The organism is Lamprobacter sp., assembly GCF_034860625.1.
Taxonomy (GTDB): Bacteria; Pseudomonadota; Gammaproteobacteria; order Chromatiales; family Chromatiaceae; genus Lamprobacter.
This window is the reverse complement of sequence record NZ_JAYESN010000006.1, coordinates 62,268-80,926: the sequence shown is the minus strand read 5'-3', so window position 1 is coordinate 80,926 and position 18,659 is coordinate 62,268. Positions and strand designations below refer to the sequence as shown.

Here is an 18,659-nt window from a genome sequence, read left to right as displayed (position 1 = left end):
CCACCTGATGTGTCAACAGTGTCAACGATTAAATTCTAAGCTGCGCCAAGCGATCTCGCGGACAGCGCTGCCTAGCGCCGACCTCGGGCCGGTCGAGGCGCTCGCTCAGGCGATACCCGAACAGGCGTCTGAACAGGCATCCGAACAGACCTTGGAGCCGCTGGCCGAGTCGCGTGGCGGCATCCGGAGACGCCGTCGCCTGTGGGAGATTTGGCATAAGTATCACTGTCCGATCATTGGCACCTGTCTCGAGGTCGACGATCTGCGCCGCTTGGCGTTGAAGGCCGGTATCAGGCTGCTGAAGGATGCGCAGAGCGACTTCGAGGTGCACGTCAGCTTCGTCGCCGCGGCGGATGAGAAGAACCCGCTCTCGATTGCGGTCCAGAAGGAGTTGGAGCGACGCTATGCGCGCAGCCTGAAACGCTTTGCGGCGGCCACATCCAGTGCGGCGCTGCTCGAGCTGTGGCAGCAGGCACTGGCCGAAGGCGAGGTGCAGGGCGCGTTCTGGGCGGTGATGACGCATGGGCTTGCCGATGTCGAGGTCCGCACGCGCGCGTTCGAGGACGTGCACATGCTCTCGCATCAGATCGGCGCCGGTCTGCGCGCGGACTTGGCTGCGCTGACCAAGGCGCGCAGGGATCTCGCGCGGTTGCGCCATGACAGCGAGAGCGAGGCCAAGCGGCAGGCGCGGCGGCTGCAGGCCAAAATCACCGAGATCGTGCAATTGCGCGAGCGCGTCGCGCAATTGAAAGGCATCGAGCAGGCCTATGAAGCGACGCGAGAGCGACTGCGCGAGCTTGAGGACGGTCGTGAGCTGCGGGCCTTAAGAGTACAGGTCGCGACGCTGGAGCAGGACCATGAGCGTCAGGGCCGCCGATTGGCCGATGCCGAGCTGCGAGCAAACGCCTTGGAGACCGGGCTGGGGGCGGCTGAATCTGAGATCGTCGATCTAACGGCGCAATTGAGCGAGCAGGTCAGCGCCTGTGAGGCCCTCGAGCGCCTTGTCGGGATTGACAATGAGGGTGTCCGCTGCAGCGCCCAAGACTGCGAGACCTGCGCTGAGAGTCACGATCGCATCCTGGACCTGGATCTGGCAGGGCGTCGCATTCTCTGTGTCGGCGGACGCAGCGATCTGGCGCCGCGCTACCGCGATCTGGTGCAGCGCTGCAACGGCGAGCTGATCCGCCACGATGGCGGCCTGGAGGACAGCCAGCAGCGCTTGGAAGCGGTGCTGGCCAGTGCCGATGCGGTGATCTGTCCGGCCGATGCCGTCAGCCACAACGCCTACTCGCGCACCAAACGCTTCTGCAAGCAGATGGGCAAGCCCTGTGTGCTGGTGCCGCGCTCCAGCCTGGGTGCCTTTGCTCAGGCCCTGACGGCGCTTGCCGATCCTCCCGACCAGCAGGCGCCGCAGGGTCCGTTCAGCCTTGACCATGAACGGGTGCTGCGCGCGCGTCAGGCAGCCTGAGATGAGCGACCTGACCTGGTCGGCTTGATGCGCATCTCCTTCAGACAATTGATTCAAGATGCTTGAAATTCCCAAAAAAGGGAGGGAGACCGCAATGCGGACACCAAGCAATGATCCGTTGACGACCCTGCGGACATCCGTTCGGATATCAATCCGAACATCCGTCCGGCATGGATGGAGGAAGGCTTGCCAGGTGGCTCGCGCGATGAGTGCAGGCCAGCCTGGAGCCGTCGGATTGATGCCAGCCGTGCTGATCGTCGGGCTGGCACTTGGTCTGATGCTCTGGGCCTTGCCATCACAGGAGGTCGGCGCTCGATCGACCTTGCCGTCGCTGACAATGCCATCGCATCTGGGCTCGCCGGCGGATCGCTGAGCGGAAAGCGGGTCAGGGATTGTCAGGCCGGAATGCAAGCGGTTATCATAACGCTTCAGTATTCAGAGCGCCGATCAGGAGCGACATGATGAGCGAAGCGGAGCGTGAGTCAGCAGGCGCGGGTGGGTCCCGGCATACGGGCGGTGGAGCAGAGACCGGGAGCTCGCCCGAGCAACAGGCGAACCCTGGGCCTTCACCGCAATCAGCGGCACGAGGGGCCGCGCAGCAGGCTCCAAGCCCGGTGGGGACTGTTGCCAGTGACGACTCCTTTAGAGCTTACCAAGCGCAAGGGGCGCCTGGCTATGCGGCCCAGCATCAGGCCTATGTCCAGCACCCATTTCAGCCTCAGACACAGCCCCAGTTCCAGCCGCAGCCTCACGATCAGCCCCAGTTTCAGCCTCAATATGATCCGCCTGGACATCAACCAGGCTATCAGCCTCAGTACCATCCCCAGCAGGCATATGCACAACGCGGCTATGGCTATCCGTATCCAGGGCCAGCCATGGGCGCCCCGGCCTATGCAGGAGCTGATGCTGCCCATCAGGCCGCGGGGTATCCGCCAGCGGGATATCAGAGCGATTCAGCGGGTGCGGCGATGCCTCACCAGGGAGCGCCCGCTCACCAGGGGGCGCCCATGGGAGCGCACGCAGCCGGGATGGCCGGTGCAGGGCAGGGGCCAGGTCCCGGCCCGCAAGCGGGCATGCAGCAACTGTTCGAGGAGCTGGCCGAGGGCGGCAATGGGCTCAACACCCTGACGCGGATGCTCAGTCTCGACGACACCGAGTTCTGGAAGGGGGCCTTGGTCGGTGCGGCCGCGGTGCTGCTACTGACCAACGACCAGGTCCAGGATGCGCTGTTCAAGACGGGCGCCAAGGCCAAGGGTGCGGTGAAGAGCGGCGCTGACAAAGTGAAAGAGCGCATGTCGACCGCATCCGAGAAAGTGGGTGATGCATGAGCGATGACCTTACCAACCGCGGGTTTCCGAGCACGGCCCTGGCGTCAACCGATGGCTGCTCGGCGATCGCTCAGCTTGCGCTACTCGGCGCCCTGATCGGTGGCTCGGCCGCCGCCGGCGCCAATATTCGTCGACTGCAACAGCAGGAGACGGATGCCGCCGGCGCCTTGGCCGACATTGGTCGAGCGGCCTTGGCCAGCGCGGCTGCCAGCGCGGTCGCCGGCGCTGCGGCGAGCGCCGTGCGCCAGCAGGGTCTATTGCGGCTCGGCGTGCTCTTTGCCAGTGGCACGGCGGTGATGTATGGCATCCAGCGCTACCTCGAGCAAGGTGCCGAGCCATGAGCCGGGCTGAGCATGGCATGCAGCGCCAGCGCCATGGGGTGGCCAAGAACCTTGCCGAAGGCATCGGCGGCCTGATCGTTGGCGCCGCGCTGGTGGTGCTGACCAGCCAATGGCTCAAGCGTCGCCGCAAGGACGCCTTGACCACCGATCACACCGATGCCGATGCCAAGACCGGGCGCGCCGATCGATCCGCGCCCGCAACCACCGACCCCCAGGCCTCACACTCATCCGGGAGCGACGCGAATGAGCCAGTACGATGACCGATCCTGGTATCCGCCCATGGCCAGTGGCCAAGGGACGCCAGCCTACTCCGTGTCTTGCAATTCAACGCCTTACAGTCCGAGCGCGGCGTTCCAGATGGCCAAGCTCGGCACTCTGATCGGGCTTACCGGTGCCGGCGCCATGAATCTGCATCGCTACCAGCAGGGCGAGCTGGCCCCCAGCGAGGCGGCGCTCAACACGCTACGCACCGGCGTTGCCTCTGGGTTGGCAACCGCGGCGGCAACCCTAGTGGCCAGTCAGTTTCGCAGCCCGACCTTAGCGATCGCCGCCACCTTGGTCACCGGCACGGCGGCGATGTATGCGCTGAATGCCCCGGCGCCGTCGAAGCCTGACCAGGCTCCTGATGTGCCGGGCAATGAGACCGATGCCGAGGCTACTTAGGCGATTTCTGTCAAATCTCATACCGCCTTGCTTGTCTTTTCGCTCGCCTTCTGCGTCACCTTGTCGGTCACATAGCCCGGCTATGCTCTCGACAAGGCTTCTTGAAGGCAAACGAAAATTCTACGCAATTCGGTACTCGCTTTTCCGGCAATCGAACGCCATCCGCGAGACGCTGTTTTAATCTCCTATATGAGCATCAGATCATGAGCAATTACGCCAATCCGCAAGGACCTGTTCCGCCCGGTCAGCCGTCAGCGCAAGCTCCCTCTCATCCTTATCGCTCCCAGCCATCGATGCTAGGCGCACCCATGCAAGGCGCTCCGATGAGCGCAGGCCAACAGGCGATGCATCAGGCCTATGCACCCCAGCAGCCTGGCATGATGCCGGCCGGCGGCTATTACGCCGTCCATCAACCGGCGTATCAGCAGATGCCCATGGCTGTTCCCGGTGCCCCGATGGCCGCGCCGGCGGGGGCAGGTGCCATGCCGGGCAGCGGTTATTCAGCACAGAGCGCATCCTCCTCGTTCTTGAACCTCGGCAACGACCGCTTCCTCAAGGGCTTGTTGATTGGTGCTGCGGCCGCTTATTTGCTCACCAATGAGAGTGTCCAGCGCACCGCGATCAAGGGTGTGGTCAAGCTCTGGGGTGGTCTCCAGGGTGGCGTCGAGGAGATCAAAGAGCGGTTCCACGATGCCGAGGCCGAGATTCAGGCCTCGGAGTCGCATAAGGACGCCTGAGCCGGTGCTCAAGCCTAAGTGCTGACCTAGTGCTGACTGCGCATCTGGCCTCCAAGCCGATCCAAAGCCGAACACCGACTTAAAGATGCTCTGATTGCATCCGTGGCGCTCACCAACTACCGAATCATCCATGAGGTGCCGGGCCGCCTGCGCCTGCGCATCCCGGCCATGGGCGAGCCCGGCTGCGAGGCCGGGGCGCTCGAGGATTGGATCGATGCGGCGTCACCGACCGAGGAGGTCCGCGCCAATCGCGCTGCTCGTACCCTGATCATCCACTATTGCGGTGGAGACGAAGCGCGGCAATTACTGCTGCGCCGGCTCGAGCGCTTCTCGACCGAGCCGATCCCAGGCTATAGCGAGGGCGATGTCCACGAGGCCGAAGTGGCCCCGATGATCACGACCCTGTTCACGCTGGCAGCGCTGCCGTTCCTGACCCCGCCGATGCGGGTCGTGCTCACCTTCGCCAATGTCGGCTCTACCCTCGCCAAGGGCGCCGACACCCTGATCCATGAGGGCATCAAGGTCGAGGTGCTGGATGCCCTGGCGGTGGGGCTGGCGGCGGCCAACGGCAAGCTGTTCACCGCCAACTTGACCGATCTGCTGCTCGATCTGGGCTCCTTCCTCGAGCGTCGCACCCAGCGCCAGTCCGATCGGCTGCTGCGCCGCCTGTTGCGACCCGATCCGGCGATGGCCTGGGTCGAGCGTGACGGCGAGCTGGTGCAGGTCTCGGGCGATGAGGTGCGCGCCGGCGAGACGGTGGTGGTCGGCGTTGGCGAGACGGTGCCCGTTGATGGCCATGTCATCGACGGCTTGGCGCTGGTCAATCAGGCCGGGGTCACCGGCGAGGATGTGCCGGTGCGCAAGGAGGCCCCAGCGCGGGTCATCGCCGGCTCGGTGCTGGTGGAAGGGCGGCTGCGGCTCGAAGCCACTCGCGTCGGCGAGGACACCACCACGGCGCGGGTGTCGCGCTTCATCCAAGCGTCCTTGGCCGAGCAGGCGGCAACCCAACGCCTGGCCGATGAGCTCGCCGATAAGCGCGTCTATCTGACCCTCGGCACCGGTGCCGCCGTCTATGCGCTAACGCGCGATCTGGCGCGGCTGCAGTCGGTGTTCCTAGTCGATTATTCCTGTGCGCTGAAGCTCGGTACACCGGTCGCGTTCAAGTCCGGGATGTCGCGCGCGGCCGAGCATGGCGTGCTGATGAAGGGCGGCGAGGCGATCGAGACCCTGGCCGAGATCGATACCCTGGTGTTCGATAAGACCGGCACCCTGACCCACAGCGATCTGCTGGTCACCGATGTCGTGGTGCTGCCGGGCAGCTGCGCCTGCACCGAGACCGAGTTGCTGGCGATGGTAGCCTCGGTCGAGGAGCATGCCAGCCATCCGATCGCCCAGGCCGTGGTCGAGGCCGCGCGCGAGCGCGATCTGGCGCATATCTCCCACGGCGAGGTCGACTACATGGTCGCCCATGGCCTGCAGGCCGAGGTTGATGGGGGGCGCATCGTGGTCGGCAGCCGGCATTATCTGCAAGCGCACATGGCGATCGACTTCCAAGCCCATCAGGAGCAGATCGACGCGCTGCAAGCCGAGGGCAAGACGCTGCTGTTCGTCGGCAACGCCGAGGGCGCGGTGGGTCTGATCGCGCTGCGCGACACCTTGCGCGAGGAGGCCCCAGCGGCGCTGGCGCGGCTGCGTGCGCTCGGTATCAAACAGTTGATCATGATCACCGGCGATCGGCGCGAGAAGGGCGAGGCGCTAGCCGCTGAGCTGGGGCTCGATGCGGTGTATGCCGAGATGGCGCCTGAAGACAAAGCCAGCGTGATCGAAGGCCTGCAACGGGATGGTCACAAGGTCGGCTTCGTCGGCGATGGGGTGAACGATGGGCCGGCGCTAGCGGTGGCCGATGTCGGCATCGCCATGCCGCGCGGCGCCGACATCGCGCGCGCCACCGCCGATGTGGTGCTGATGGACGATCGGCTGCAGGCGGTGGCCGATGCCCGCGAGATCGCCGCCAAGACCATGCGCCTGATCCAGCACAACTTCACCGCCGCGGTTGGCATCAACACGGCGGTGCTCGGCGGCGCTGTGATGGGTTGGCTGTCGCCGGTGGCCAGCGCGCTGCTGCACAATGGCTCGACCATCGGCATCCTGGTCAATGCGCTCAAGGGGGTCTCGCTGGAGGCTGAGTCGCAAGGACAGGATGCGATGCCGCAAGGGCGACATGCGACGCAACCGCGACGCTTAGCACTCACGCACAAGGTCGACTGAGTCTAGCTACTGGAGCCTCGTCCGGTCACCGACGAAAGCAAAGACCGTCACATCAAGATGCCCATCTACGCCCATTATGGCGTGGCCTACGCCTGGCTCGTCGATCCCAAGCGCCGGAGTCTCGAAGCCTACGCGCTGGAAGATGGTGATTGGCGGCTGCTCGCGGAGGCGTCCGGGAACGAGGCCATCGCGGTTGCCCCCTTCGATGCGCTGACCCTCGACCTCGGCAACCTCTGGAGCTAACGCCGAAGCGGACCGAGAGACTGGCTAGCTGCCGCCGATCGCCAGCGCGCCGCTCCACAACGGATCGACCCTGATGGGCATCCTGTTCAATGCAGTCTAACGCGGATGGCGCATCGCCACTCTGCAGATGGGGCAAATTAAATGAGGTTAAACCGCAGACAAGCAAGACGCCTCATCTGCGGTTCAAAAACACTGGCTCAGAACTCCACCGCAAGCTGAGCAACGAAGGCGTTGGAATTGTTGCCGGTGCCGCCATCGCGAGTGCTGTAGTCCTTGTCATGCGCGTATTCAAAGGACAGTGCCGTGTTATCGAAGATGCCGATCGACCAACCCAACGCCCAGCGCGTCTCTGGTAGCTCGAGATTGACCGCTTCGCTGCTGCCCTGATAGGCGACGGCGGCGACTGACTCCTTGCCGAAGACCTCAAAGCTGTAGCCCAGCTCGATATTCCAGGCCGCGGGCTCGGCGCCCTTGTCCTTGAAGCTCAGGCTGTCCGGGTCGAAACGCTCAGTGGCCGAGAGGTACTCGCCGATCAGGTTGAAGTCGCGATAGACGATCGCGAGGTTCGCGGTCCAGCCGCCGGTGCGCTCGGTTGGGTCCAGGCTGAATTGCTCCGCCTCGTCGGGGCGCAGCTCCGCGATCTCGAGCTGACGCGCGGCGCGGTTATCGGCGACGCTATCCTGCAAGGTATCGGAGTCACCAAGATCGTTGATATAGCCAACGCCGACTGTCCAGACCAGGTCTTCGCGCTCCTGGGCGAAGGCCAGGTTCGCGCCCCAACTATCGATGTGATTGTCACCCTTGACCTTGTTGTCGCCATTGAACGCGTAGACACTGCCGCTGAAGCCTTGATAGACAAAGCCGAGCTGGGCTGCGGTCTCACGGCTCTCGCCGATCTCGAGCGTGAGCGGATCGGAGACCAGGTTGGTCTGATAAGCGCCGAAGGGCAGGTAGAACTGACCCGCGGTGAAGAACACCGGCGTCACGTCTGGGTTGGCGATGGTGATCATTGCCAGATCCACCTCGAGATCGGTGTCGTCCTCTTCATAGAGCAGGGAGGCCATGGCCTCGACCCAATCCGTGACCTGAGCGGCGATGCCGAGCTCGAAGGTCGCGAGCACCAGATCCGATTCGCTTGAGCCCTCGTAGGGGTCGACATAGACGCCTTCGACCTCGATCAGGCCGCCGATCTCGATGTTCTCGAACCAGCCACCGAGGCCGGCGCTGGCGTCGCGCTTCGTCTCTAAGGTCTGTTCCAGGCGCTCGACCCGTTGCGGCGACCCTTCGAGCTGCTGTTTTTGCTCGGCGATGGTGCGCTGCTGCTGATCGATCGCGGTGGCCTGCTCACGATGCTCTTGCTCGAGGCGTCGGACGCGCTCTTCTAGGGTCTGTGCCGCTGCATGGCCTGCGGTGCCGGCACCCAGGACCATGGCAATGGCCCAACTCAGTCGTCTGGTTTTCATGCGTTGTCGCGCTCCGATTGTGGGGTCAACGGGGTCGTGGTTTTCACCGGCAGCTGCGGGCCGGGGAGGTGTTGATCATGCGCCATGATCATACTTTTATATAAAAAGTATTACAAAGCGCCAGGGTAAATCACCTGCGACTATTTTAACTAACAATATTACAAACAAGAAGTGTTTTTATTAGCAATAAACCAACTGAAGACGTTGGTTACCCGGCATGCCTGACCCTCAGTGTCCCGCCGTGCATAGCGGCGGGACAGTGTTCAGGTGGTGTTTAGGCAGCGGTCAGGCAGCGTTCGTCGCGACACTGATGGACCTCGACACTCAAGTGATCCAGACCTGGTATTGCCCTTAGGCGCTCCTTGTAGGCATCGGTCGAGCGCGGATCATGCGTGACGAGCGAGAGGATGCAAGCGCGGCTGGCCGCGCCAATGCGCCAGAGATGCAGATCTGCGATCGCGATATCCGGGTCTGCTTCAATCTCGGTGCGAATGCGTGCGGCGATCTCGCTGTGATCCTCGGCGTCGAGCAGGGAACGAGCGCTGTCGCGTGCCAGCCCCCAAGCCCAGCTGCCGATCAAGGCAGCACCGACCAGGCCCATCACCGGATCGAGAAAGCGCCAGCCCAGCAGCATGCCGGCCCCAAGGGCGACGATCGCTAACAAGGAGGTCATGGCGTCGGCAAGTACATGGAAGTAAGCAGCGCGTAGATTGTGGTCCTTGTGCTCCGCCCCAGAATCATGGTCGTGCGGCTGCCCGTGAGGATGTCCATGCTCATGATGGTGGTGGTGGTGGCCACCCCCCTGCGTCAAGATCCAAGCACTGACCAGATTCACCAACAGGCCGAGGCAGGCGACGAGCATCGCATCGGCATAGCGGATCTCGATGGGCTGAAGCAGCCGACTGATGGATTCGACCAGCATCCAGACTGCACCTAGCCCAAGCAGCAGTGCGCTGCTGTAGCCGGCCAGGGTAGGGATCTTGCCGGTGCCGAAGGTGAAGCGCGGGTCGTTCGCCCAGCGCCGCGCCAAGCCATAGGCAAACAGAGTCAAACCAAGCGCCGCGGCATGGCTGCCCATATGCCAGCCATCGGCCAGCAGGGCCATGGAGCCGGTGAGCCAACCGGCGGTCAGCTCGACCACCATGGTCACCAGCGTCAGATAGACCACCCAACCTGTGCGCTGCTTGGCCTTGACCTCGGCACTGGTGCTGAAATCGTGCTGGTGTTGCCAGGCTTCGAGACAGTGCGGATGGATCATCAATAATCCGGCAGATGGCGCACTGGCGCGCCAAAAAAGGCGAGGACACTAAGATCTTCCTCGATGTCGAAGAAGGCATGATCGCAGGCGGTGCGCACATACATCATGGTGCCTTTCTCGACCCGATGATCCTGATCCTCAACGCGTAGCCGAGCCCGCCCTTCAAGGACCAGATACAGCTCGTCTTCTTCATGCGCGCTCTGCATCTCCTTGGAGCCAGCCGGGATGTGGTACAGCGAGCAACTCAGCGAGGGCGTTCGCAGAAGCTCCTGAAAGCGCGTTGCTCCCACGTCAAGGTTGGCCATCAGTTCAGGAAGCTGGAAGACCAGCCAGTTGGGATTGCTCATCGGTTGGATTCCTGATGTGTTGCAAAGAGTGCAGGTTCAGTTTATAGGGTCTAAATCTGATGAGAATGATTTGCATCAGCCATCGTTGTTAGGATACAATGCGAACCGTTCCCGTTGCGAATTTTCCTTGCAACCTCGTTCTACCGATGTTGGAGTCCCTGCCAAGATGAGCCAGTACATCCATCATGTCCCGGGTCGCATTCGTGTTCGTTCAAAGGCCTTTCGTTGCTATGGAGAGCGTGCGAGCAAGGCTGAGGCCAAGCTGATGGCCATGAAGGGGGTGCGTTCGGTCCAGATCAATCAACGCGCATCGAGTATTGTGGTTCAGTACGAGCCCGATCTGCTCAGCCGTGGCGAGCTCTTCGCCGCCCTTGAAGACTTAGGCTGCATGGCCGCTGTGCGGCGCGATACAACCCATGCCAACAAGTTGGGTGAGACCTTCGGTAAGGCGCTGGTCGGTGCGATGGTGCAGAAGGTGGTCGAGCAATCGGCCCGTAGCCTGGTCGTTGCGCTAGTATAAAGGCGCATCTGGAGCCCAGATAGAGGATCATCTCCAGCAGCGATGCCTAGCACGGAGGCTTAGAGCGCATGTCCAGATCGTTCTGAAGGGCTAGACTTCGGACTCTAGACTTTGGGCTTGGGCTTCAGTGATTCGCGCGCAGACTGCCATCTCGGTGCAGTGCGCGCCTTTTCGGAGATGCTGCCGTTGATGGGTTTAAGCTTTGATCAATCTCATGCGCTCGCCGAGCCTGTTGGCCGCTATGGCTCCGACGACAGCTCCGGCGGCTTGGGCGACCAACGTCGGCATCAGCGCGTCATCTACTCTGATCCGGTTCAGGTGCGGCCAATCGCGGCTGAGGCTTCAGGGCTTTGGGCCATGATTGGTCAAGACCTCAGCGAAACCGGGGTGATGCTGAGCTCCCCAGAACTGTTTCCAGTGCACTCCCGCTTATTGATCTGGATCAGCGTCTGTGAGGTAAGCGAGCCGATTGCTGTGGTTGGCCGGGTCATCTGGGTGTCCCGTGAAGACATTCAGGAGCGTTATCAGCTGGGCGTTGAGTTCGAGGAGCGAAGCGGTTTAGCGCGGGCACAGCTACAACAGCTGGTGGCTCAACGGCGCCGAGCAGACCTCGGGCATTAGCCCTCTGCACTTAGAGACTGTCCAGAAATTACTCCCCGATTTCGGAGCGACCGGTTGCGGCAGCTTCGGGAAGCAAATGATGGATACTTCCTTAGCCTTCAGCAGCAGCGATTCGCTCAACGTCTTCGCTCAACTTTGGCTCGTACTTGCTGTTGGCCGATAGAACAGATGACGGCCGATCTGAGTCGTGCGCTGGAATGAGCGTGACCATTTTGGGGACACGTAGGTCGCGTGGTAATAGAGTGCGCCCTGAGTGGGATCTGCGACTTCGCCTGCCAAGACGCGGCGACCTAATTCGAGCGACTTCTGCCAGGCCTTCAACTCCGTCGGCTCGTCCGACTTGCCGTCGCACCACCAAGAGAACTGGCAGCGGTTGCGCTTTTGACTGCCCTGCTTTACAACCCCGCAGATCGATTCAGGAAAAGACGTCGACCTGACCCGGTTCAGGGTGACCTTCGCCACCGCAAGTTGACCCGACAGCGGCTCGGAGCGAGCCTCGTGATAGATATTGAGCGCCAGGCAGTGCAGTTCCTCGTCGACATGGTCGTTCGGGTCGATTGCTCGCGCAGTCGGCGCCCTTGGCGGGATCGCTGATGCAACCGGCGCCGTTGATTTGGCAGCCAGGACAACATGGGGCGGAGCGGTCTCGGAGACCGGCTCGAGCTTAATTTCGGTGGGGTTCAACCGTAGCGTCTCGCGCGGCTCAAATGCCGGAGACAGGAGCACGGAGGGAAAAAGGGTGGCAACAAAGGCAGTGATAGAGAGGGTTCGCATGGACTTCTACCTGATTATTCTTGATCGGCTGGCGACATTAGGGCCTTATGATATTCGAATCTTTGGCATAAGGGAAATCCCTAATGTTTCGTCACGCCCGAACCGCTGTTGTCGGCGTCACGAACTGGCCACCTCGATCAAGCACTCGCATCCCTGTGGAATTTCAGGGTATGCTAATGAAGTTTTTGTCAAGCTGTACCCACCCTGAAAGCTGCGCTGGCCATCGGTCTGGCGTAACAGCTAGGAGAGATTTGTTGTGAGCCCTGTGAAATCGAAGCGTCGAGACGGTCGGTCCGTCTCACTGACCGTCCTGTTCATGCTGGCGGTCATCATTGCCGTTGGCGTTTTTCTGCGCGGACAAGCCTATCTAGGCACGGAAGTCGTCGAACCCCTTCAAGAAGACTCAGCCGACGCCTATGCCTTGGCGCAAACACTGAGCAGTCAAGGTGCGTATAAGGTCCTCACCACGCCCGTCGATGCTGGCTCTGAGGTGGATTCAACACAAACCTTTGGCAGCCTTGGCTATCCGTTGTTCCTGTCGCTGTTTGCGGCCCCGGAAACAGAGCCAGGCAACATCAACGCCGCCATCATTGCGCAGCTGGTGCTCAGCGCCTTAGCGATCCTGCTGGTGTTCATGCTCACCAGTCGGCTGATGGACCCGCACTGGGGTCTCACGGCTGCATTCCTGACTGCCTTGAGTCCCTTTCTCGTCAATATCAGTCTCTACTTGGTGAGCGCTACGCTGCTGCTGGTCACGCTGCTCCTGTACCTGGTGACAGCGGCTAAGATCAGCGATCGCTGGGCCATGATCCGCACCTTTATGGCCGCCGCTTTACTCGGCATCGTGACCTGGGTCGATCCAACTTACGAATTCCTCATCCTGCCCTGGCTGCTGCTGTTGTTACTGTCCAGCAAGGGCGCTTCAAAGTTCTTCACGCCCGTCGCAGCGATCCTTGGCTTTACGCTGGTCTTTGGCCCCATCGTAGTGCGCAATCAGGAAGCCATCCATACCCCGATCGACACGGCCCCGATCACGGCCAGCATTCAGCAAGGGATGCCGCCTGCGCAAGCGGATGCTGCTGCTGTGCCGGAGGGGGAGACCAGTACCGGTGCCGCGATCGGCCAGCTGGGTGGTCGCTTCCTCGATGATCCACGTGCGTTTCTGAAGTGGTACTTCGTTGAAAAGCCTAAAGCGCTTTGGTCCTTAGGCGAGCCCGCGGGGGTTGAGCAGAGCCTGGTCTACCCGGTCTCAGAATCGCCCTACAATGAAAATCCGATCTTTCTGACCAGCGATGAATTCATGAAACTGCTGCACGGACCAATGGTGCTGATTGGCGCGCTGGGCCTCATCCTGGTCTGGTTGCCGATTGCTGGGCGCCGGTTAACGCCTAGCCAGCGTATCGGTCTGCGCAGTATCAGTCTCGTGCTGATCTATGCGACGCTCGCCAAGGTCTTCGGCGTTGCTGAACCGCAGTACGCAACACCGTTGATGCCGCTCTTGTTTGTGATGGCCCTCACCCCGCTATACCTCATCACTGCACCTCGGTTAGAGGCGGCACCAAAGCCAGCCAAGGCAAAGAAGCCCAGAAAGGGTAAGAAAGCAGCGAAGGCTGAGGAGAACGAGGCGTCAGGCGAGACGCAGCCTGAAGCTGCATAAGGGCCGCATAAGGCGGTACAACTGCTGATCAGCCTTGCGGACGTCCTGGATGGGCGTCCGCATTAGACCTCCGCCATCGTCAATCCTATTGCATGCCGGCATTTACCCTTTGGCGTAGCTCCTTGCCCGGTTTGAAATACACCCGATGGCGTTCAGGCAGATCGACGACCTCGCCCGTCCTTGGATTGCGCGCCACTCGTGCTTCGTACTGACGCAGCTCGAAGCTGCCGAACCCTCGCACCTCAATGCGCTCTCCCGACGCCAGGGTTTCCCTCATCAGCGTGATCAAGGTTTTCACAGCCAGCGTTGTGTCCTGGGCTTTCAGGTCGGTCTGCTTGCGGGCGATGGATGCGGTCAGTTCGGAGAGGATCATAAGGGATAGAGGATGACGATAGTGTATGAGCGAAGCATGTCTAGGTTAGGCATCATACTGATGAAAATCCTTGAACGCGTTCACATTTTTTCCTGATGAGCTCCTTACAACACGGGGCCTAATATGGCAACGCTGTTGTTGATCAAGCGGCGGTGTCGGGGCCATTGGGCAACCTGCTCGAGGTCAACGAGCTGTGCGCTCTCCAGGTAGCGCTGCTGGCGTTGGCGAATCTGCTGGGTCAGGTCCGGGTCGTAGAGGAGGATGTTGTTCTCGTAGTTCAAGTCGAAACTACGGCGGTCCATGTTTGCGGAGCCAATGAGGCTGATCTCGCCATCAAGGGTGAGGGATTTGGTGTGTAGCAGGCCACCAACATATTCGTAGATGCGAACACCGGCGGATAGTAGTTCAGCGTAGTAGCTGCGGCTGGCAGCAGCGACGATGTGACTGTCATTGCGCTGTGGAAAGACGATGAGAGTCTCGACACCCCGGCGAGCACTGGCGCAGAGCGCAGCCTGCATGGATTCGTCGGGCACGTAATAGGGAGTGGTGATGACGAGCGTCTTGCGGGCACTGTAGATCAGGGTCTCGAAGAGTTCGGGCATTGCAGAGTAGCGAACGGTAGGGCCGGTGCCAACCGCTTGGGCGCAGATCGCCGCTTCAGTGCCAGATGGGTTGCCAGTGTTGCGGGAATTGGGGCTGGAGCGGGAACTGGATGGGGTGCCGGTGACCTGGGGAATCGGGCGCTGCAGGAGCAGATCAATCTCATCATCGACATGGGCCATCCAGTCAGCGGCGAAAAGGTGCTGGTTTTGGCGGGCAATGGGACCCTCAAAGCGGATCATCAGATCGACCCAGGGGGCAAAACTGGCCTTGATCCGGAACTCGGGGTCGGCGCAGTTTTGGCTACCGCAGTAGGTGATCCAGTTGTCGATGACGACGATCTTGCGATGATTGCGGAGGTCGATGCGACCGCCGAGCACACGCAGGATCGGGTTGCCAATGGGCAGCGCGCGGGCGAGCTTGACGCCAGCGGTTTGCATGGCTTTCCAGTGCTCGGAGTGGATCATGCCGCGCGAGCCGAGGTCGTCCGCCATGGCGCGGCAAGTGACGCCGCGCTGGGCGGCGCGCCTCAGGGCCTGCGCCACCTTGAGGCCGTTGTTGTCCTGTAGCCAGATGTAGAACAAGACGTGGACGTGATCCTGGGCGGCATCGATGTCAGCAACCAAGGCCTCGATAACGGCATTGGAGTCTGGCGGGATGCTGGCGCGGTTGCCGCCGATCGGCTGGAAGCCACTGATCGACTGCCCGACCTGGAACAGATGGGCATGGCGCGCGGGAATCGATGGCTTGAGACTGGGCGCCTCGATGCCGGCTGCGGCGCTGACTGGTGGCATCTGCTCGAGGACGCAGTGCATGCGCTCGGCACGCTTGCGGCCGATGTTGGTCTCACCAAGCAGCAGGTAGGCGATGATGCCCCCCATGGGGAGTGCGATGACAACAACGATCCAGGTCAGGCGTGCACTGGGATCTCGGTGTGGCTTGAGCAGCACGCGCACGATCAGCCCGAGCTGAATCAGTGTGTGCAGCGCGACGATGGCTGCGGTGAGGAGTGCCGATTGGTTCATGAGTGCGTACTCAGCCCTCAGCCGAGTTCAAAGCTCGTGACACCAAAGACCTGTTGATGCGCGATATTCGGGACCGACCCCAGGTACATGCGCGCGCAGCCGAAGACCTCGACCATGCCCTGGCGCTGCACCAGCGCGAGCGCGGCAGGGTTGTTCTCGGGGGCATCGATGAAAACAGGCTCAGCGCCAGCGTAGGCGGTCAGCGGTGTGAACAGGGTTTGCGCAGCCGCGGCGTCGTCGGCGAACAAAGGGCCAATCTTGTAGCCCTGGATGCAGCGGCGCACAACGCCATAGCCGCTCAGCGCTCCATCGCGGAGCAGGCCGAGGGCGAGGGCATGCTGCTGGGTGATCCAGCCCTTCAGGAAGCCCGGTCGCGGTGCCGGGAAGCAGCGGCGATCGTAGGCGACGAGGCTGTCGAAGGGCAGTTCGGTCAGTGGCATCAAGACGCTGCTGTGGGAATCGGCCTGGCCAGCGCCCGCCGCTTTGGGCACAAAGGGGCCACTCTGGTGTTCGTTGCCAATGCTGTCGCCGAGCAAGTGGCCCGATTCGCCACGAAAACGGATATGGCGATGTGAGAAGACGAAACCGCCGCGGGCATAGTAGTCCTGCATGTTGAAGACGCCATCGAGCCCGATGCTCGCGCCGGGCTGCAAGCGTGCAAGCAGGCGATCGCGACGGGCGTGCCAGAGCTGATCGCCGAGGCCGCGGCCACGACATTCAGGCCGGACGATGAAGAAGCCCATGAAGCCGAATTCGCCGGCATAGGAGGTCATCGCGCCGCCGCCGATCAGCTCGCCGTCGAGCTCAGCGGCAATGAAGGCGTCGGGATCGGTGGTCCAGAACAGTTCGGCATCGTGCAAGCCTGGGTTCCAGCCTTCGTGTTCGGCCCAATGGACCAGCTCATTGACTTCGGCGTGGGTCATCTGGCGGATGTTCAGCTCAGTGGTGGTCATGGCGAGATCTCCTCTTCTTGCTGTGGGATAAGGTTGCCCGGCATCCGGTCAGTCGTGCAGCGCGTCGACCTGTTCTAGCCGCGCATCAAGGAGTCGCCGATGGTGATCGGTTTCCAGACGCTGATCCTCACGCACAGCCCAGCTTTGCTGATCCAGATAATGGGCTCGGGCAGCCTCGAGGTGATCTCGCGCCTTGGCGACATGATTGACGGTCTTGGGCCTGTTTGGGCGCGTTTTCATGCCGATTTTCATCCATGGCTTGATGCAGGCTTTCGGCGCTGTCTTCTCGACCAGGCTGTTACTGGGCGCACTGGCCGTGCCCGCTTGGCGGCTGGCGGACGCGCTCGCCTGGCGGCTGGCCGCTGGATGAGCGACCACTTCGGCGCTGGGTGTCGCTGTTGCCCATGCCGGGTCGTGCACCGGCAAGCCGAGCGCGTACCGCGCACGGGCGAGATACAGATCGCCATGCAGTAGCGGAGTGTCGCCGATGCCAGGGTAGTCGAGCCAGGTCTCTACGCTGAGCCAGTCAGCCTCGCGCAACAGCACCTGCATGGCGTCGCGGGCATAGTCGGCCTGATGGCCGTCGATCTCCTCCAGCCAACAGAGGACGCGGCGGGCCGTGGCCGCTGGGCCGCCGCGCGCACCAGCCGGCTCGCCGATGCCGGCACGATAGCAGAGCAATCGTGCCTGCTCGGCGCGCAGACGATCGCCTTCGACCAGCTTGGGTGCCGCATTGATCTCGCTGCACCATCGGCTCAGCGCCTCAGCATCGCCGAGCATGAAGCTGGCTTCGGCCAACTTGATCTGATAGGAGGCGAGGGTGAAGCGTGGTGAGCCGGTATCGCCTTGTTGATGCTTGTAGGCCTCGCGATAGTGCGTCAGTGCCGCCTGCCAGTCACCGCGGCGAGCGGCAAGATCGCCTTCACTGAGGTCGAGCATGTGACGCGAGCGCTGCTGGTCATAACGCTCCAGATGCGCTAGCCCTTGCGCGATGAGCGCCTTGGCTTCGGCCAGCGGGCGCTCCAGGATGGCAATACTCAGCAGTGTCGAGATGGCATTGAAGACATCGCCTGGATCGGCCGGTGGCTCAGCCGCCGCCGCTCGCCTCAGTGCCGTGACGGCCGGTTCGGTCTCCTTGCGCTGCCAGTGGCTCTCGCCCAGCCATACCAGCATCAAGGTCTGGCTGGCGACGTCCTGGCTGGCCTCGGCGAGTTGGAGGCCTTCGCTCGCTTGACGGATGCACGCCGCATAGTCGCGGGCGCGATAGGCGTCGCTAAAGCGGCGTTTGATCTGGAGTAGCGCTGTTTCGCTCATCGGGTCTCGTCATCGCTTTTGGTGTGATGAATGCTATACCCGTCATGCCTGCGCTGTCCTGTTGTCCATGTTATCGACGCCTCTAGTTCCGCCGCGGGCGCATCTGTGAGAACCTTAAAGACCCTGTTGTTTGGGGTCGATCGTCTGGCTTGATGCCGGACTTGGTAGCTGTTGTCGTCAGGAGAAGTCATGTCCTTCCCAGCGGCGGCTTTCGCCGCATCACTCGTGTGGCGATTGCTCGTTTTTGCCTTGCTCTGGTGGTTGTTGACTACAGGGCAGCAGGCCGCCCTGCTGTTTGGCGTGCCCTTTGTCATCATTGCTGCACTCCTCAGCACCCTGGCTCGGTTTCGCGCACCGCTGAGCACCGCTGTAGCGCAGTCAGTGGCGCCACTGGCTCTGCTGCAGCTGATCGGCTTCTTCCTCTGGCATTCGCTACTGGGTGGGGTCGATGTCGCGGTGCGGGCCTTCAGGCGCCCCTTGCCGTTGCAGCCGGATCTGATCGACTATCCGCTGCGCCTGCCCGCGGGACCGGCAACCGTGCTGATGTCCGGCCTGGTCAGCCTGATGCCGGGCACGCTCGCGGTGATCTGTCAGGGGCACCTTCGAGTGCATGTGCTCGACCGCTGTGGCCATTGGCATCAGGACCTCGAGCGGCTCGAGCAGCGCATTGCTGCGCTCTACCGAATCCCCGGTTTTTGAGTCAACC

21 protein-coding genes are annotated in these 18,659 nt (G+C 62.1%); 13 read left to right on the top strand and 8 right to left on the bottom strand.

The annotated features are described in order from the left end of the window. Positions 1–7: 7 nt before the first annotated feature. From VBE63_RS03000 to VBE63_RS02960, 9 genes are all read left to right on the top strand, one after another. Positions 8–1,468 carry a DUF2325 domain-containing protein gene (locus VBE63_RS03000; RefSeq protein WP_323681511.1) on the top strand — a complete coding sequence of 487 codons (1,461 nt, stop codon included), beginning with the start codon at positions 8–10 and terminating at the stop codon, positions 1,466–1,468. Between the two features lie 238 nt (positions 1,469–1,706). Further along, positions 1,707–1,841, top strand: a complete 135-nt coding sequence (locus VBE63_RS02995; protein ID WP_323681510.1) for a hypothetical protein — start codon at positions 1,707–1,709, stop codon at positions 1,839–1,841. A gap of 634 nt (positions 1,842–2,475) precedes the next feature. Next, positions 2,476–2,796, top strand: a complete 321-nt coding sequence (locus tag VBE63_RS02990; protein ID WP_323681509.1) for a hypothetical protein — start codon at positions 2,476–2,478, stop codon at positions 2,794–2,796. Next, positions 2,793–3,137 (top strand): hypothetical protein, encoded by a 345-nt coding sequence (locus VBE63_RS02985; RefSeq protein WP_323681508.1) that lies wholly within the window; start codon positions 2,793–2,795, stop codon positions 3,135–3,137. Before VBE63_RS02990 ends, VBE63_RS02985 begins: the two co-directional genes overlap by 4 nt. Continuing rightward, positions 3,134–3,397, top strand: coding sequence for a hypothetical protein (locus VBE63_RS02980; RefSeq protein ID WP_323681507.1), 264 nt, complete (start codon positions 3,134–3,136; stop codon positions 3,395–3,397). Before VBE63_RS02985 ends, VBE63_RS02980 begins: the two co-directional genes overlap by 4 nt. Then, positions 3,381–3,800, top strand: coding sequence for a hypothetical protein (locus VBE63_RS02975; protein ID WP_323681506.1), 420 nt, complete (start codon positions 3,381–3,383; stop codon positions 3,798–3,800). The genes VBE63_RS02980 and VBE63_RS02975 overlap by 17 nt, the downstream gene beginning before the upstream one ends. Before the next feature lie 323 nt (positions 3,801–4,123). Further along, positions 4,124–4,537 carry a hypothetical protein gene (locus VBE63_RS02970; protein WP_323681505.1) on the top strand — a complete coding sequence of 138 codons (414 nt, stop codon included), beginning with the start codon at positions 4,124–4,126 and terminating at the stop codon, positions 4,535–4,537. 102 nt (positions 4,538–4,639) lie between these two features. Continuing rightward, positions 4,640–6,805: a heavy metal translocating P-type ATPase gene (locus VBE63_RS02965; RefSeq protein ID WP_323681504.1), complete on the top strand. Its 2,166-nt coding sequence runs from the start codon at positions 4,640–4,642 to the stop codon at positions 6,803–6,805. Between the two features lie 9 nt (positions 6,806–6,814). After that, positions 6,815–7,048: a Uma2 family endonuclease gene (locus VBE63_RS02960; protein WP_323681530.1), complete on the top strand. Its 234-nt coding sequence runs from the start codon at positions 6,815–6,817 to the stop codon at positions 7,046–7,048. Positions 7,049–7,245: 197 nt separating this feature from the next. Here VBE63_RS02960 and VBE63_RS02955 read toward each other — a convergent pair whose 3' ends face one another. The 3 genes from VBE63_RS02955 to VBE63_RS02945 all read right to left on the bottom strand — a co-directional run bounded on the left by VBE63_RS02955 (position 7,246) and on the right by VBE63_RS02945 (position 10,116). Then, positions 7,246–8,511 (bottom strand): LbtU family siderophore porin, encoded by a 1,266-nt coding sequence (locus tag VBE63_RS02955; RefSeq protein ID WP_323681503.1) that lies wholly within the window; start codon positions 8,509–8,511, stop codon positions 7,246–7,248. Between the two features lie 274 nt (positions 8,512–8,785). Next, positions 8,786–9,769, bottom strand: a complete 984-nt coding sequence (gene dmeF, locus VBE63_RS02950) for a CDF family Co(II)/Ni(II) efflux transporter DmeF (protein WP_323681502.1) — start codon at positions 9,767–9,769, stop codon at positions 8,786–8,788. Beyond that, the gene (locus tag VBE63_RS02945) at positions 9,769–10,116 is read right to left on the bottom strand and encodes a cupin domain-containing protein (RefSeq protein WP_323681501.1); all 348 of its coding nucleotides are present in this window, start codon (positions 10,114–10,116) and stop codon (positions 9,769–9,771) included. The genes dmeF and VBE63_RS02945 overlap by 1 nt, the downstream gene beginning before the upstream one ends. A gap of 166 nt (positions 10,117–10,282) precedes the next feature. On the opposite strand from VBE63_RS02945, the gene VBE63_RS02940 reads away from it, so the two are divergent. Both VBE63_RS02940 and VBE63_RS02935 read left to right on the top strand, forming a co-directional pair. Continuing rightward, complete coding sequence (locus tag VBE63_RS02940) at positions 10,283–10,636, top strand: HMA2 domain-containing protein (RefSeq protein ID WP_323681500.1); 354 nt, start codon at positions 10,283–10,285, stop codon at positions 10,634–10,636. Positions 10,637–10,825: 189 nt separating this feature from the next. Then, on the top strand, positions 10,826–11,257 hold the full coding sequence (locus VBE63_RS02935; protein WP_323681499.1) for a PilZ domain-containing protein: 432 nt from the start codon (positions 10,826–10,828) through the stop codon (positions 11,255–11,257). 129 nt (positions 11,258–11,386) lie between these two features. Here VBE63_RS02935 and VBE63_RS02930 read toward each other — a convergent pair whose 3' ends face one another. After that, complete coding sequence (locus VBE63_RS02930) at positions 11,387–12,031, bottom strand: cell wall hydrolase (protein WP_323681498.1); 645 nt, start codon at positions 12,029–12,031, stop codon at positions 11,387–11,389. Between the two features lie 256 nt (positions 12,032–12,287). On the opposite strand from VBE63_RS02930, the gene VBE63_RS02925 reads away from it, so the two are divergent. Then, complete coding sequence (locus VBE63_RS02925; RefSeq protein ID WP_323681497.1) at positions 12,288–13,688, top strand: hypothetical protein; 1,401 nt, start codon at positions 12,288–12,290, stop codon at positions 13,686–13,688. Between the two features lie 85 nt (positions 13,689–13,773). Here VBE63_RS02925 and VBE63_RS02920 read toward each other — a convergent pair whose 3' ends face one another. The 4 genes from VBE63_RS02920 to VBE63_RS02905 all read right to left on the bottom strand — a co-directional run bounded on the left by VBE63_RS02920 (position 13,774) and on the right by VBE63_RS02905 (position 17,953). Beyond that, positions 13,774–14,061: an HU family DNA-binding protein gene (locus VBE63_RS02920; protein WP_323681496.1), complete on the bottom strand. Its 288-nt coding sequence runs from the start codon at positions 14,059–14,061 to the stop codon at positions 13,774–13,776. Between the two features lie 104 nt (positions 14,062–14,165). Further along, positions 14,166–15,686, bottom strand: a complete 1,521-nt coding sequence (cls, locus tag VBE63_RS02915) for a cardiolipin synthase (RefSeq protein ID WP_323681495.1) — start codon at positions 15,684–15,686, stop codon at positions 14,166–14,168. Between the two features lie 17 nt (positions 15,687–15,703). Next, positions 15,704–16,639 (bottom strand): GNAT family N-acetyltransferase, encoded by a 936-nt coding sequence (locus tag VBE63_RS02910; protein ID WP_323681494.1) that lies wholly within the window; start codon positions 16,637–16,639, stop codon positions 15,704–15,706. A gap of 48 nt (positions 16,640–16,687) precedes the next feature. After that, positions 16,688–17,953 carry a hypothetical protein gene (locus VBE63_RS02905; protein WP_323681493.1) on the bottom strand — a complete coding sequence of 422 codons (1,266 nt, stop codon included), beginning with the start codon at positions 17,951–17,953 and terminating at the stop codon, positions 16,688–16,690. A 189-nt stretch (positions 17,954–18,142) separates the two neighbouring features. Here VBE63_RS02905 and VBE63_RS02900 point away from each other — a divergent pair, with 189 nt between their 5' ends. Next, positions 18,143–18,652: a Na+/H+ antiporter subunit E gene (locus VBE63_RS02900; RefSeq protein ID WP_323681492.1), complete on the top strand. Its 510-nt coding sequence runs from the start codon at positions 18,143–18,145 to the stop codon at positions 18,650–18,652. Positions 18,653–18,659 lie beyond the last annotated feature (7 nt).